The sequence below is a fragment of the Actinosynnema sp. NPDC059335 genome (assembly GCF_042752395.1).
Classification (GTDB): Bacteria; Actinomycetota; Actinomycetes; order Mycobacteriales; family Pseudonocardiaceae; genus Actinosynnema.
The window spans coordinates 1-12,540 of sequence record NZ_JBHYXZ010000137.1; the positions used below are offsets into that span (position 1 = coordinate 1).

The 12,540-nt window shown below is 68.7% G+C and carries 15 protein-coding genes, 1 tRNA gene and 1 other RNA gene; 12 read left to right on the forward strand and 5 right to left on the reverse strand.

Annotated elements, in window-relative coordinates; translation table 11 throughout:
- The first annotated feature begins 16 nt into the window (after positions 1–16).
- Positions 17–93, forward strand: a tRNA-Met gene (locus ACFXGA_RS31345).
- Positions 94–148: 55 nt separating this feature from the next.
- Here ACFXGA_RS31345 and ACFXGA_RS31350 read toward each other — a convergent pair.
- Entirely contained in the window at positions 149–346 is a 198-nt protein-coding gene (locus tag ACFXGA_RS31350) for a hypothetical protein (protein ID WP_378094160.1), read from the reverse strand.
- Positions 347–741: 395 nt separating this feature from the next.
- On the opposite strand from ACFXGA_RS31350, the gene ACFXGA_RS31355 reads away from it, so the two are divergent.
- The 6 genes from ACFXGA_RS31355 (at position 742) to ACFXGA_RS31380 (ending at position 5,492) form a co-directional block, all read left to right on the forward strand.
- Entirely contained in the window at positions 742–1,242 is a 501-nt protein-coding gene (locus ACFXGA_RS31355) for a PadR family transcriptional regulator (RefSeq protein ID WP_378094162.1), read from the forward strand.
- Between the two features lie 51 nt (positions 1,243–1,293).
- Entirely contained in the window at positions 1,294–2,394 is a 1,101-nt protein-coding gene (gene prfB / locus ACFXGA_RS31360) for a peptide chain release factor 2 (RefSeq protein ID WP_378094164.1), read from the forward strand.
- A 67-nt stretch (positions 2,395–2,461) separates the two neighbouring features.
- On the forward strand, positions 2,462–3,151 hold the full coding sequence (ftsE, locus tag ACFXGA_RS31365) for a cell division ATP-binding protein FtsE (RefSeq protein WP_378094167.1): 690 nt from the start codon (positions 2,462–2,464) through the stop codon (positions 3,149–3,151).
- Between the two features lie 47 nt (positions 3,152–3,198).
- Positions 3,199–4,101 carry a permease-like cell division protein FtsX gene (gene ftsX / locus ACFXGA_RS31370; protein WP_378094169.1) on the forward strand — a complete coding sequence of 301 codons (903 nt, stop codon included), beginning with the start codon at positions 3,199–3,201 and terminating at the stop codon, positions 4,099–4,101.
- A gap of 45 nt (positions 4,102–4,146) precedes the next feature.
- Positions 4,147–4,623, forward strand: coding sequence for an SsrA-binding protein SmpB (smpB, locus tag ACFXGA_RS31375; protein WP_378094171.1), 477 nt, complete (start codon positions 4,147–4,149; stop codon positions 4,621–4,623).
- Positions 4,620–5,492 carry an amidohydrolase family protein gene (locus ACFXGA_RS31380; protein ID WP_378094173.1) on the forward strand — a complete coding sequence of 291 codons (873 nt, stop codon included), beginning with the start codon at positions 4,620–4,622 and terminating at the stop codon, positions 5,490–5,492. The genes smpB and ACFXGA_RS31380 overlap by 4 nt, the downstream gene beginning before the upstream one ends.
- Here the strand turns inward: ACFXGA_RS31380 and ACFXGA_RS31385 are convergent.
- Positions 5,479–6,123: a response regulator gene (locus tag ACFXGA_RS31385; RefSeq protein ID WP_378094175.1), complete on the reverse strand. Its 645-nt coding sequence runs from the start codon at positions 6,121–6,123 to the stop codon at positions 5,479–5,481. The genes ACFXGA_RS31380 and ACFXGA_RS31385 overlap by 14 nt on opposite strands.
- A complete protein-coding gene (locus ACFXGA_RS31390; RefSeq protein ID WP_378094177.1) occupies positions 6,111–7,358 on the reverse strand; it encodes a sensor histidine kinase in 1,248 nt (415 codons plus the stop codon). The genes ACFXGA_RS31385 and ACFXGA_RS31390 overlap by 13 nt, the downstream gene beginning before the upstream one ends.
- Positions 7,359–7,526: 168 nt before the next feature.
- Between ACFXGA_RS31390 and ssrA the strand changes: the two genes are divergently transcribed.
- From ssrA to ACFXGA_RS31405, 3 genes are all read left to right on the forward strand, one after another.
- Positions 7,527–7,899: a transfer-messenger RNA gene (ssrA, locus tag ACFXGA_RS31395) on the forward strand.
- A gap of 157 nt (positions 7,900–8,056) precedes the next feature.
- Complete coding sequence (locus tag ACFXGA_RS31400; protein WP_378094179.1) at positions 8,057–8,209, forward strand: hypothetical protein; 153 nt, start codon at positions 8,057–8,059, stop codon at positions 8,207–8,209.
- A gap of 27 nt (positions 8,210–8,236) precedes the next feature.
- A complete protein-coding gene (locus ACFXGA_RS31405; protein WP_378094181.1) occupies positions 8,237–8,584 on the forward strand; it encodes a hypothetical protein in 348 nt (115 codons plus the stop codon).
- An 83-nt stretch (positions 8,585–8,667) separates the two neighbouring features.
- Here the strand turns inward: ACFXGA_RS31405 and ACFXGA_RS31410 are convergent, their stop codons facing one another.
- Together ACFXGA_RS31410 and ACFXGA_RS31415 are read right to left on the reverse strand one after the other, a co-directional pair.
- Positions 8,668–9,009, reverse strand: coding sequence for a hypothetical protein (locus ACFXGA_RS31410; protein ID WP_378094183.1), 342 nt, complete (start codon positions 9,007–9,009; stop codon positions 8,668–8,670).
- Entirely contained in the window at positions 9,006–9,584 is a 579-nt protein-coding gene (locus ACFXGA_RS31415) for a bifunctional DNA primase/polymerase (RefSeq protein ID WP_378094185.1), read from the reverse strand. The genes ACFXGA_RS31410 and ACFXGA_RS31415 overlap by 4 nt, the downstream gene beginning before the upstream one ends.
- A gap of 602 nt (positions 9,585–10,186) precedes the next feature.
- Between ACFXGA_RS31415 and ACFXGA_RS31420 the strand changes: the two genes are divergently transcribed.
- On the forward strand, positions 10,187–11,347 hold the full coding sequence (locus ACFXGA_RS31420; RefSeq protein WP_378094187.1) for a helix-turn-helix transcriptional regulator: 1,161 nt from the start codon (positions 10,187–10,189) through the stop codon (positions 11,345–11,347).
- A gap of 10 nt (positions 11,348–11,357) precedes the next feature.
- Positions 11,358–12,080 (forward strand): 5-formyltetrahydrofolate cyclo-ligase, encoded by a 723-nt coding sequence (locus ACFXGA_RS31425; protein WP_378094189.1) that lies wholly within the window; start codon positions 11,358–11,360, stop codon positions 12,078–12,080.
- The last annotated feature ends 460 nt before the right edge of the window (positions 12,081–12,540 follow it).

The window sequence follows — 12,540 nt, forward strand, 5'->3', positions numbered from 1 at the left end:
ACTGTTATCCACACAGCGCGGGGTGGAGCAGCTCGGTAGCTCGCTGGGCTCATAACCCAGAGGTCGCAGGTTCAAATCCTGTCCCCGCTACCACGTCGAAAGGCCCCCGGAGTTCCGACTCCGGGGGCCTTTCGCCTGTCGCCGGAGCTCACGTCATGTTCTCGGCCCAGTACTGGGCGCAGGTGAGCGAGCAGACCCGGCCTTCGCCGCTGACCGTGCGGTGCCTGCGGATCTGCTTGCCGCACACCATGCACTCGTCCTTGCCCGCCTGGTCCGGGATCGTGCCGGACGCCCAGGCACGGGCGCCGCGGACCACCTTCGTTCCCGCCGTCCATTTGATGCCCACCGCTGACCTCCCAGTCGAACGAGCACGGTTCGGGGACAACACCCGTGGTAATGGTCTCACCACGCGACGTGTTTGCCACGTCGAGCGCGCGACATCACCGGGTTGTGCTATCGCCCGATGGGGCGGGCCCGCCGGGTCGGACGCGGCGCGTGACGCCACGCTGCCGTTAGGGTGAACGCAAAAGTGCGGTTTCCCTTGCGCCTCAACGGATTTCCACGTCGGGTGGACATCCCGGGTCAAGCGGCCGAACGCGTGGCGTTGATCAGCGGGCGGTTACGCAGCGATGCTTTGCGTTGCTCCGCTTGGCCCAACTCCACTAGCCCGTGATCAGCCACAGTGGACAGAACGGCTGACCATTGTGGACAGCGGCCGGTGAGCGTGGCACCGTTGGTGGTGTGTCGGACCTGAATGCGACGGCGGCTGCCCTGCTCGGGCTGCTGCACGACGGACCCAAGACCGGTGGCCAGCTCGTGGCTGAGGCCGGAGAGCGCTTCGGCGCGTTCTTCAGCGTCACCCGGAGCCAGGTCTACCGCGAGCTGCCCGCGCTGGCGGACGCCGGCCTGCTTCGCCTCGGCAAGCAGGGCCCGCGCTCCAGCCAGCAGTACGTGCTGACCGCGGCGGGCAAGAAGGCGTTCAAGAACTGGCTGCTCTCCGAGCCGGGACCGGACCACCTCCGCAGCCCGCTCATCCTGCGGCTGGTGCACGCGGGCTCGTTGACCGCCAAACAGCGGCAAGCCCTCGTGGACTCGGCCCGGGCGAGCTACGGCGCCGAGCAGGAGGCGGCCCGGACCGCGGTCAAGACCGCCGAGGACGCCTACGCCAAGGCGGTCGCCGAGTTCGGCCTGGCCCACGCCAAGGCCGTGCTCAAGCTGCTCGACGCCATCCCCATGGGCTGAGGCGCGCCCACCGGTCGCACTCCGCGGCCGGTGCCGGCGTAATCTTGGGCCGTGAATCCCGACGTCGAAGCAGACATCAAGGACCTCTCCGCCACGCTGTCGAGCATCGAGGCGGTGATGGACCTCGACGCGCTGCGCGCCCAGGTCGCCGAGCTGGAGCAGGCGGCGGCCCGGCCGGACCTCTGGGACGACCAGGAGAAGGCGCAGCAGGTCACCAGCCAGCTCTCCCACAAGCAGGGCGAGCTGCGCCGGGTGACGACGCTGCGCGAGCGGCTGGACGACCTCTCGGTGCTCTACGAGCTGGCCGAGGACGAGGGCGACGCGGGCAGCCTGGCCGAGGCCGACGCCGAGCGGGCGAAGCTCCGCGAGGAGATCTCCTCGCTGGAGGTCCGCACGCTGCTGTCCGGCGAGTACGACGAGCGCAACGCGCTGGTCACGATCCGGGCGGAGGCGGGCGGCGTGGACGCGGCCGACTTCGCCGAGATGCTGCTGCGGATGTACTCGCGCTGGGCCGAGCGGCACGGCTACGGCGTGGACGTCTTCGACACCTCCTACGCCGAGGAGGCGGGCATCAAGTCGGCGACGTTCCGCGTCACGGCCCCGTACGCCTACGGCACGCTGAGCGTCGAGCAGGGCACGCACCGCCTGGTGCGCATCTCGCCGTTCGACAACCAGGGCCGCCGGCAGACGTCGTTCGCGGGCGTCGAGGTGGTGCCCGTGGTCGAGCAGTCCGACCACGTCGACATCGACGAGAAGGACCTGCGGGTCGACGTGTACCGCTCGTCCGGCCCCGGCGGCCAGGGCGTGAACACGACCGACTCGGCGGTGCGCATCACGCACATCCCGACCGGCATCGTCGTCTCCTGCCAGAACGAGCGCTCGCAGCTGCAGAACAAGGCCACCGCGATGGCCGTGCTCCAGGCCAAGCTGCTGGAGCGGCAGCGGCAGGAGGAGCAGGCCAGGATGGACGCCCTCAAGGACACCGGGTCGAGCTGGGGCAACCAGATGCGGTCCTACGTGCTGCACCCCTACCAGATGGTCAAGGACCTCCGCACCGAGCACGAGGTCGGCAACCCCTCCGCGGTGCTCGACGGCGAGATCGACGACTTCCTCGAGGCCGGCATCCGGTGGCGCAAGCAGCAGCAGTCCTGATCGGTCAAGCCGCCATCCGGCGGGCGACACGAGGGCTTCACCCCGGCCGCGAGTAGACTCGCGCCTCGTGATTCGCCTCGAACACGTGTCCAAGGTCTACAAGAGCTCCGCCCGCCCCGCGCTCGACAACGTCTCGGTCGAGATGGGCAAGGGCGAGTTCGTGTTCCTCATCGGGCCTTCCGGTTCCGGGAAGTCCACGTTCCTGCGGCTGCTGCTGCGGGAGGAAGTGCCCAGCAAGGGCCGCGTGTACGTGTCGAACTTCGACGTGGCCAAGATGTCCCGGCGCAGGGTCCCCCGCCTGCGCCAGTCCATCGGCTGCGTGTTCCAGGACTTCCGCCTGCTGACGAACAAGACCGTGGCGGAGAACGTCGCGTTCGCGCTCGAGGTCATCGGCAAGCCGCGCAACACCATCGTCAAGGTGGTGCCCGAGGTGCTGCAGCTCGTCGGCCTCGACGGCAAGGCGGACCGGATGCCGCACGAGCTGTCCGGCGGCGAGCAGCAGCGGGTGGCCATCGCCCGCGCGTTCGTCAACCGGCCGCTGGTGCTGCTCGCCGACGAGCCGACCGGGAACCTGGACCCGGACACGAGCCAGGACATCATGCTGCTGCTGGAGCGGATCAACCGCACCGGCACGACGGTGCTGATGGCCACCCACGACCACTCCATCGTCGACTCCATGCGCCGGCGCGTGGTCGAGCTGGACCACGGCCGGATCATCCGCGACGACGCGCGGGGTGTCTACGGCGTGGGCCGCTGAGCCCCCCGGACCCCCTCAACCCCCGACCCTGAGGAACGTTCCCCCCGATGCGTACCAGCTTCGTGTTCAGCGAGGTCGTGACCGGCCTGCGCCGGAACGTCACGATGACCATCGCGATGATCCTCACGACCGCGATCTCGCTCTTCCTGCTCGGCCTCGGCCTGCTCGTCGTCCGCATGGTCGACAAGATGCAGGACAACTACCAGGGCAAACTGGAAGTCGCGGTCCTGCTGACCAACGACGTCAGCGCGAACGACAAGGACTGCGCGCAGCAGCCGTGCGCCGGTCTGCGCACCCAGCTGGAGACCACGTCCGGGGTCAAGACGGTCGTCTACGAGAACCGCGAGAAGGGCTTCGAGCGGTTCAAGCGGATCTTCGAGGCCCAGCCGGAGCTGGTGAAGCTGGCCCGCCCGGAGGCCATCCCGGCCACGTTCCGGGTGAGCCTGGAGGAGCCCGAACGCGCCGACGTGATCGTGCAGGCGTTCACCGGCAAGGCGGGCGTCAAGGCGGTGAACGACCAGGGCGAGTTCCTGGCCAGGCTGTTCGACGTGCTCAACGGCGCGCGGGACGGCGCGCTCGGCCTCGCCGCGTTCCAGGCGCTGGCCGCGTTGCTGCTGATCTCGAACACCATCCAGGTCTCCGCGTTCACCAGACGCACGGAGGTCGGCATCATGCGCCTGGTGGGGGCGACCCGCTGGTACACGCAGCTGCCGTTCCTCATCGAGGCGGTGGTGGCCGGCATCATCGGCGCCATCGCGGGCGTGCTGTGCCTGGTCGGGTTCAAGGCGGTGGCGCTGGACCGGGTGTTCGGCGACCTGTTCAGCTCGGGAATCCTGCCGCCGGTCGGCATGTTGGACATCCTGGTCATCTCGCCGATCCTGCTGGGTGTGGCGATCGTGATCTCGGCGCTCACCGGCTACGTCACGCTGCGCCTGTACGTGCGCCTATGACCGGTGCGCCCATAATGGCTGGCGCGCTCACGTAAGGTTTCGGTCATGGTCAAGGAACGCGGTCAGAAGGTGATCGCGTCGAACCGCAAGGCTCGGCACGACTACACCATCCTCGACACCTACGAAGCGGGTGTCGTGCTCGTCGGCACCGAGGTGAAGAGCCTGCGCATGGGCCGGGCATCCCTTGTGGACGCCTTCGCCCAGGTGGACGACGGCGAGATCTGGCTGCACGCGCTCCACATCCCGGAGTACGTGGCGGGCACCTGGACCAACCACGAGGTGCGGCGCAAGCGCAAGCTGCTGCTGCACCGCAGCGAGATCGAGCGGCTGATCGGCAAGACCAAGGAGAGCGGCCTGTCGCTCATCCCCTTGTCGATGTACTTCAAGGACGGCTACGTCAAGGTCGAGCTGGCGCTCGCGCGCGGCAAGAAGTCCTACGACAAGCGCCAGGACCTGGCCAAGCGGGACGCGCAGCGGGAGATCCAGAAGGCGCACGGCCGGGCGCTGAAGGGCCGGTATTGACGCCCGAAGGGCTGCCCGGCCTAGTCGACGTGCACGTGCACTTCATGCCGCAGCGCGTGCTGGACAAGGTGTGGGCGTTCTTCGACCAGGCGTCGCGGCACTACGGCGTCGAGTGGGGCATCCGGTACCGGCTCCCCGAGGACGAGCGGCTGGCCGTGCTCCGGTCGTTCGGCGTGGTCGGGTTCGCGCCGCTGGTGTACCCGCACAAGCCGGGCATGGGCGAGTGGCTGACCGACTGGGCGCTGGACTTCGGGGCCCGCGTCGACGGCGCGGTGCCCACCGCGACCCTGTACCCGGAGCCGGGCGTCGAGGCGTACGTGGCGCGGGCGCTGGCGGCCGGCGCGCGGTGCTTCAAGGCGCACGTGCAGGTCGGCGGGTACGACCCGCGGGCGCTCGACGGCGCGTGGGGCCTGCTGGCCGAGGCCGGGGTGCCCGTGGTCGTGCACTGCGGGCACGGGCCGCTGCCGGGCGCGCACACCGGGCTGGACGTGTTCGAGGACGTGCTGCGCCGGCACCCGTCGCTGGTGGCGGTGCTGGCGCACGCCGGGATGCCCGAGTACCGGGAAGCGCTGGACCTGGCCGGCCGGTACGCCGGGGTGCACCTGGACACCACGATGGTGGGCGTGCCGTTCACCGAGGCGCGGGCGGCGCTGCCGCGGGACTGGGCGGCCCGGCTGGTCGACCTCGCCGACCGGGTCGTGCTCGGGTCGGACTTCCCGAACATCCCGTACGACTACTCGGTGCAGTTGGCCGCGATCGAGGGGTGGGCCGCCGCCGACGACCGGCTGGGCGAGCCGTTCCTGCGGGCCGTGCTGCACGACAACGGGGCCCGGCTGCTCGGCCTCGCCCCGACCGTCAGCCCAGGTTGAGGTAGGCGAGGACGGCCCGGACGCGGCGGTGCTCGCTGGTGCTCGGCTCCAGGCCGAGCTTGGCGAAGATGTTGCCCACGTGCTTCTCCACCGCGCCGTCGGAGACGACCAGCGCCGCGGCGATGGCGGCGTTCGACAGGCCCTCCGCCATCAGGCCGAGGACCTCGCGCTCGCGCTGCGTGAGCGAGTCGACCGGGTTGCGCCGGGACCGGACCATGAGCTGCGTGATGACCTCGTGGTCGATGCTCGTGCCGCCCCCGGCGACCCGGCGCAGCGCGGCCACGAACTCCGACACGTCCGCCACCCGTTCCTTGAGCAGGTAGCCGACGCCGTTCGCGCCGCCCGCGAGCAGTTCGACCGCGTACCGCTCCTCGACGTACTGCGAGAGCACCAGCACCGGCAGGTCGGGGACGCGCCGGCGGGCCTCGATCGCGGCCCGCAGGCCCTCGTCGGTGAACGTCGGGGGCATCCGCACGTCCACCAGGGCCAGGTCGGGGCGGTGCTCCTCGATCGCGGCGAGCAGGGCGTCGCCGTCCTCCACCGCCGCGACCGTCTCGATGCCCTCGTCGGCCAGCAGGCGCTGCACGCCCATCCGGAGGAGGACGGAGTCCTCCGCGATCACCACGCGCACGGCAGCTCCGTCCGGATCACGGTCGGCCCGCCGACCGGGCTCACCACGACGACCACGCCGTCAATGGTCGCAGCCCGGTCCGCGAGGCCCGCGAGGCCACCACCCGGCCGCACCTCCGCGCCGCCGCGGCCGTTGTCGGTGACCTCCACGACCACGGAGTTCTCGGTGCGGTGGACCTTCACGTGGGCCTGCGTCGCGCCGGAGTGCTTGGCGATGTTCGTCAGCGTCTCGGCGACGGTGAAGTAGGCGGCGCTCTCCACGGCCGTGGGCGGGCGCGGCTCGACGTCCACCTCCACATCGACCGGGATCGGCGAGCGCGCGGCCAGCGACGACAGCGCCGCGTCCAGGCCACGGTCGCCGAGCACCGACGGGTAGATGCCGCGGGCGAGGTCGCGCAGCTCGGAGATGGCGAGCTTGGCGTCGGCGTGCGCCTCGGCGATGAGGTCGCGGGCCGCGTCCGGGTCGGACTCCATCTTGCTGCGCGCCCGGCCGAGGCCCATGGCCACCGCCACCAGCCGCTGCTGCGCGCCGTCGTGCAGGTCGCGCTCGATGCGCCGGCGCTCCGCCTCGGCCGCCTCCACGCCGCGGGCCCGGCTGGCCGACAGCTGCTCCGCCTTGGCCGACAGCTCGCCGTAGCGGGTCGGGCCGAGCAGGGCGCGGGCGAGCGCCGCGTGGCCCCGGGCGAGGGCCTTGAGCAGGCGGTACGCCAGGACGCCGAGGACCAGGCCGAGCGCGCTCACCGGGAGGGCCTTGGCGAACGAGTCGATCAGCCAGACGGTGCCGTCGCTGAACGTGACCTCCCAGGTGGCCGGGAGCCAGTGCAGGTAGAACGGCAGGAGCACGGTGCCCAGCACGACCGACCACAGCGCCACGGTGACGGAGAACTCGAACGCCCCCAGCGGCAGCATGAGCATCCAGTAGGCGTAGTCGCGCCACGTCGCCGGGTCCTTCACGAGGGCCTTCGCCCGCGGGACGGCGCCGTCGGGCAGCGGCCGGTACGGCCGGGGGATGTCCACGCCCAGGGTCGCCCGCAGCCAGGCCCGCTCGGCCGTCGCCGCGCCGCGCGCCAGGACCAGGGTCAGCACGCCCAGCGGCAGGCCGACCCAGATGACGGCGGTGCCGATGCTCACCGACCCCAGCGTCACCAGCAGGACGGACCAGAAGATGCCCGTGACCAGGTTGAGCAGGAAGTACCCGCTGATCCGGCCGATGTCGGGGTTGACCCTCGTCACCATGTTCCCCACTCTCACTCCCCGGTGTACCGGACCAGCATCGCCCGATCGTGTGGCCCGGGACCATCAGGTAGGCCGGTCGGCGCGGGGTGGGGACAGCCCTACCCGGCTAATGGGAATGACACGTCGGCGTGGGGCGTTATGCTGTGCGGAGCAAGACCCACACGACACGGGGGTGAACGGTTTCGACTTTGTGCGTTGATTCAAGGGAAGCGTGCCGGTGCAGGCGAGAGACCACCGCAAGCGTCATCGCAAACCAATAAGCGCCGAGTCTAACGACCAGCGCGCGTTCGCCCTCGCCGCCTGAGGCCAGGAGCGACGCTGTCGGCCCGGGGAAGCCTCCGCTCCGGTCGCCGGCATCAGCCAGGAGGCTCACCACCGTTCCCGGCCACGGGGAACGGTCGGGACACCCACAGTGGCTGGGCTCATCACGGTGACTTGTCCGCGTGATCACCGGGGCCGAGTAGAGATGTAGCGGACTGCGCACGGAGAAGCCTTGATGAGGCGGCAGAGGACCCGGGTTCGATTCCCGGCACCTCCACCACCGCGGCCCTACTCGGACCGTGGTCCGCAAGGACCACGCCGAGTAGGTCGGCGTCGGTAGCAAGATCGAGAGCGGTCTCCTCCTTCGGGAGGGGGCCGCTCTTGGCGTAGAGGGAGGCTCCAGCCTCGACCAGTCCGGCGATGCCGTCGGTCAGGTCATGTCCGGCGATGTTCTCGGCATCGACGTGCAGCTTGGAGAAGATGACCTTGACGACGGCCCGCTTCACGGCATCGCTGCCTCGACGGTAGAAGCCCTGTGGGTCGGACAGGAGCGTGAGGGCGGCGGCGAAGAACTCCCGACCCTGATCTAGCTTGCTCGCTGTGTCGGTGAGCTGGCCTTGGATCTCAGTCCGCTCGCGTTCGATGTCCGCCAGCTTCTTCTTGAGCTTGGCGCGGGGCCAGTCGGGGTCGCCGAGCAGGTCGAGCAACCGGTCCTCTCGCGTGTCCAGCTCGTCCAAGCGGGCACCGAGTCGCTTCTTGAGGTTGCTCATGACGGCTTGCTCTCCGAGGAGGGCTTGGTCGAGCTGGCGACGGACGGTGGACTGGAAGCTGCCGCTGAGGCGCATGGTGCCGAGGTGCCTGTCGACGGCGGCCTCGATGTCTTGGAACTGCTGGCCGCACAGCGCCCGCCAAGAGGATCCAGAGGCTTGCTCGGACGCGAAGACATGGACTTCTCGATCTTCTAGAGACAAGCGCAGGAGGTGGCCCTCGCTCACCCTGGCCACCTCCTGCGGCTTCCGTCTTGCCGTGCTTGTCGAGTGGTCCGCCTTCAGTGCTGCTGGGCGGTCACCGCGGCTTCATCGAGCCACACCACGTGCACATGTCGCACTCCCGCCGACCGGGAGCTGATCTCGAAGAGCGTCCGGGCGCTGTCCGCGCTCTGGGAGTGCAATTGGAAGTCACCTTCGACTGAGTTGACGTCGGCGCGGTCTTCGTAGGCCAGGCCGTAGCCCGCCACGCGGGCGTCCTCGGCCTCGCCGTACTCCTCCACGATGGCGAACAGCCGGGGTGCTTCGGCGACGGCCAACTCGCGCATGAGCCTGGTGAACCCCTCCCTGGTCCACGGCCTGTTCGGGATGATCAGTAGTGCCTGCTTGGCCAGCTCGGTCACGCGCTCTTCCTCTTCTCGAAGCTCTGAACCAGGCCGGCCAGCACGTCGCCGGGCATCAGGCGGTTGCCCGCCTGCTCGGGGGTGACGAGCCAGGTCACCGGGGTGGTCTCCAGTGCGCTCGGCGGCAGGGGCATCGGCATCCCGGCCTCCATGACCCGCGCTTCGTCGCTCAGGAGCACCGAGGGCAGTGGCGGCCGGACGAGGAGGTAGGCGATGGGCATGTTCGGGAAGGCCAGCACCGGCGTCGGCAGCTTCGAGAACCAGGGGTCATCCGCGAGCGCCATGACCAGCGAGTCAGCCACCGCGAACGCCCCCACCTCCGGACCAGTCACCGTGAAGACGTTGGGCTCGTGCAGCCCCGGCGTCGACCACCACTCCGCCACCAGCTCGGCGTCGGTGGTCGCTTCCTCGATCGGACGGAGACAGGGACTGGTGACCGGCTGCTCGGTAGCCGGGTCAGCGAAGTGTCCGCCCTTCCAGACGGCTCCCGGGAGGACGGACCAGCCGAGTTCGGCGTAGCTCAGGGCGGCTTGCAAGGTCGTGGGTGGTGGGTTGTCCGGCGTGCTGGTCGGCACTGCCTTGCCTTTCTGCCGAGTGATCTTCCGTTGGAGTGGAGGCAGGGACGACCTCGAACAGGTCGTCAAACTGCATGGGCGTGAGGGCGACCAATGCCCCGCCGATGAATGCCGGACCGGGACGCAGCTCACCGCTCAACACCCGTGCGACCGTGGAGCGGTTGACGTCCATGGCTTTGGCGAGCGCGTAGTCCGAGTGGAAGCCTGCGAGTCGTGCGGCCTTGGTGAAGACATCGGTACGCCTGCGGATGGTGTGCGGCATGGTGGCCTGGCTTCGCCGTTTCCCCTATGTGGACTTGGGAGTACGTTTGGATGTCATTGCTGGGGCGCTCCCTTGCGGAGAGGTCTTCGTTGGTGGGGCACCCAGCGCCAGGGATCAGCGCGCGACATACCGGCAGATGATGTTGGTCGGGGCAATCCGCCGGTGTGCCCTTCCAGGTGCATCGCCTGGCGCTGGGGCCGAGATCAAGAGTGGAATCCCGGCGGGGCGATCAACAGGGACAAACCCACGCCCAGGTGGGGCCACAGTGGCGCAGGGGTACCCTTGACCAGGCGAAACACCAACCGGATCACCGGCAAGACAATGCCAGGGAGGTCATCCGATGGCGGTACGGCGAATCGGTCTTGCGCGGGCACGGAAAGCGGCCGGGTTTACCCAAGAGTCGTTCGCTGAGGCCATGCACGTCGACCGTTCCACGGTGGTGCGTTGGGAAGCTGGTGAAAGAGAGCCTCTTCCGTACCAACGCCCGAAGCTGGCCCGCCTGCTGAGGATGTCACTCGACAGACTTGATCAGGTACTCGCGGCTGGTGGGCATGGCGAGCCACGTGATCGCCTCGTCCACTCCTTGGAGCAGCCCGGCTCCGTAGACCTCATGACTGTGGCACAGCTGCGGCAGCACGTTCACAACCTCGATGAACGCTACGACCGGGCGCCCTCGACCTCGCTCCTCGCGGAAACAGGCCAGGCGTTGGGGCAGATCACCTTTCTCTCAGCACACGCCAAAGCACACCGTGTCCGCCGAGAGTTGAGCGCGGTCGAGGCTGAGAGTGCGATCTTGATGGGGCAGCTCGTCTGGGACGCCTCGCAGCGTCGTGACCATCGCACCGCTCACCGCTACTTCGACCGAGCCGTCACAGCCGCCAAACGAGTCCGCGACCCTGCGACCGAAGGCTTGGCCTGGTTGCGCAAGAGCTACGTGGCGCTCTACGGCGAGAACGATCCCTCTACTGGGTTGGCGCTGACTCTGCGGGCAGCCGAGACCACTGCGGAGACGAGTCAGGTGCTCAGCGGCCTTGCCACGCTCCACGCCGCCGAGGCCCACGCCATGATGGGACAGTTGACCGACTGCGAGCGGATGCTCGGAGAGGCTGATCGTCGCCTTGAACAGGTCGACGCCGACGATGTGGCGTTCGATCTGTTCTCCCCGACCCACCGCGGGCGACTGACTGGGTCGTGCTACCTCTTCCTCGGCCAGGCAGAGAGAGCCGCACGCATCCTCGACGCCACGGCTGCCGAACTCCGTGAGCGCTCGAAGTCTGCGGCCATCGTGCTCGGCAACCTCAGCCTGGCCCGTCTGCGCCAAGGCCAGGTGGACGAGGCCGCCGGGACGCTGCACGAGGCGATGGACGTGATCGAACTGACCTGGGGCGGGGGCGGGCTCAACATCCTGTTCGATGCCTGCCGCGAGATGCAGCCGTGGCGTCAGGAGCCCGAAGTGCAAGATGTCTACGACCGGGTGATGACGCTGATGGCAACGAAGTAGGAGGGCCGACGTGGCGGACGTCGATCAGGCGAAGCAGGCTGCCCGCGAACGCGTATGGGCACTGCTGGAACGCGAACACGCCGTTCCGCCTGGCGTCCACGGCCGCATCCCCTCCTTCTACGGTGCCGAGGAGGCCGCCGACCGCCTGGCGGAGCTACCCGAGTGGAAGGCTGCGCGGGTGATCAAGGCGGTACCGGATACTGCTCAGCAACCGGTGCGCGCCAGAGCGCTGCGTGAAGGCAAGCTTGTCTACATGGCGGTTCCCAAGCTCGCCGGTGAACGACCCTTCATCGTGCTCGACCCGAAGAAGCTCGACATCACGCCAGAGGAAGCGGCTGTGCGGCATACCGCTGCCCAAGTCGGTCACCACGTGGATGTTGATGCCATGAGTTCCGTCGACCTGATCATCTGCGGCAGCGTGGCGGTGAACCGGCGCGGGGTCCGCCTCGGCAAGGGCGCTGGGTACTCGGACATCGAGGTGGCACTGCTTCAGGAAGCTGGTCTCATTGGGTCAGACACCACGATCGTGACGACAGTGCACGCGCTCCAGGTGGTGGACGACGAGCTGCCCGAGACCGCACACGACTTCAGCGTCGACGTGATCGTGACACCAGAGACGACGCTCCGCTGCCCGGAGCCACGGCGACCGCGGGGACTGCTGTGGGATGAGCTATCGGCGGAGAAGGTCGCGGCTATCCCGGTGTTGGCGGCACGTCAGGGATCACGTAGGTAACGAACCGTAGGCGGTTGTGCCCGTAGGGCTATTTGAGAGCCTCTCGGTGCGTCGCTTCTACGCTCTGTCCTCGACAGTGGTACAAAGCGATATGTCCCAGCTTGATGTCAATCAACCATTCGATCTATTTGGGCAGTTCTGGAAAGCTGGCGAAGAGGAGAAGCGCACACCGGGTCGCTTGTGCCGAACGGTGGACGGTATCCGGATACAGCTATTCGAAGACTTGCGCCCAGGGCCGAGTTGCGATGCAGTGAATCAAGATGAGCAGAACTCGGGCTTCGAAGTAATCGACTCCCCTGAAAAGCATGAACCGCATTCTGGTGGGCGGTTTGAATATCGGCGGAGAAGCTCCACCACCGAGACGGGCCCCCCCCCCCCCCCGGCGGGGCCGGGGGCGTTAAAAAGCGGGCCCGGGGGGCGGTGAACGGGTGAAACCCACAAACATTGTGTGGGGTGGCCC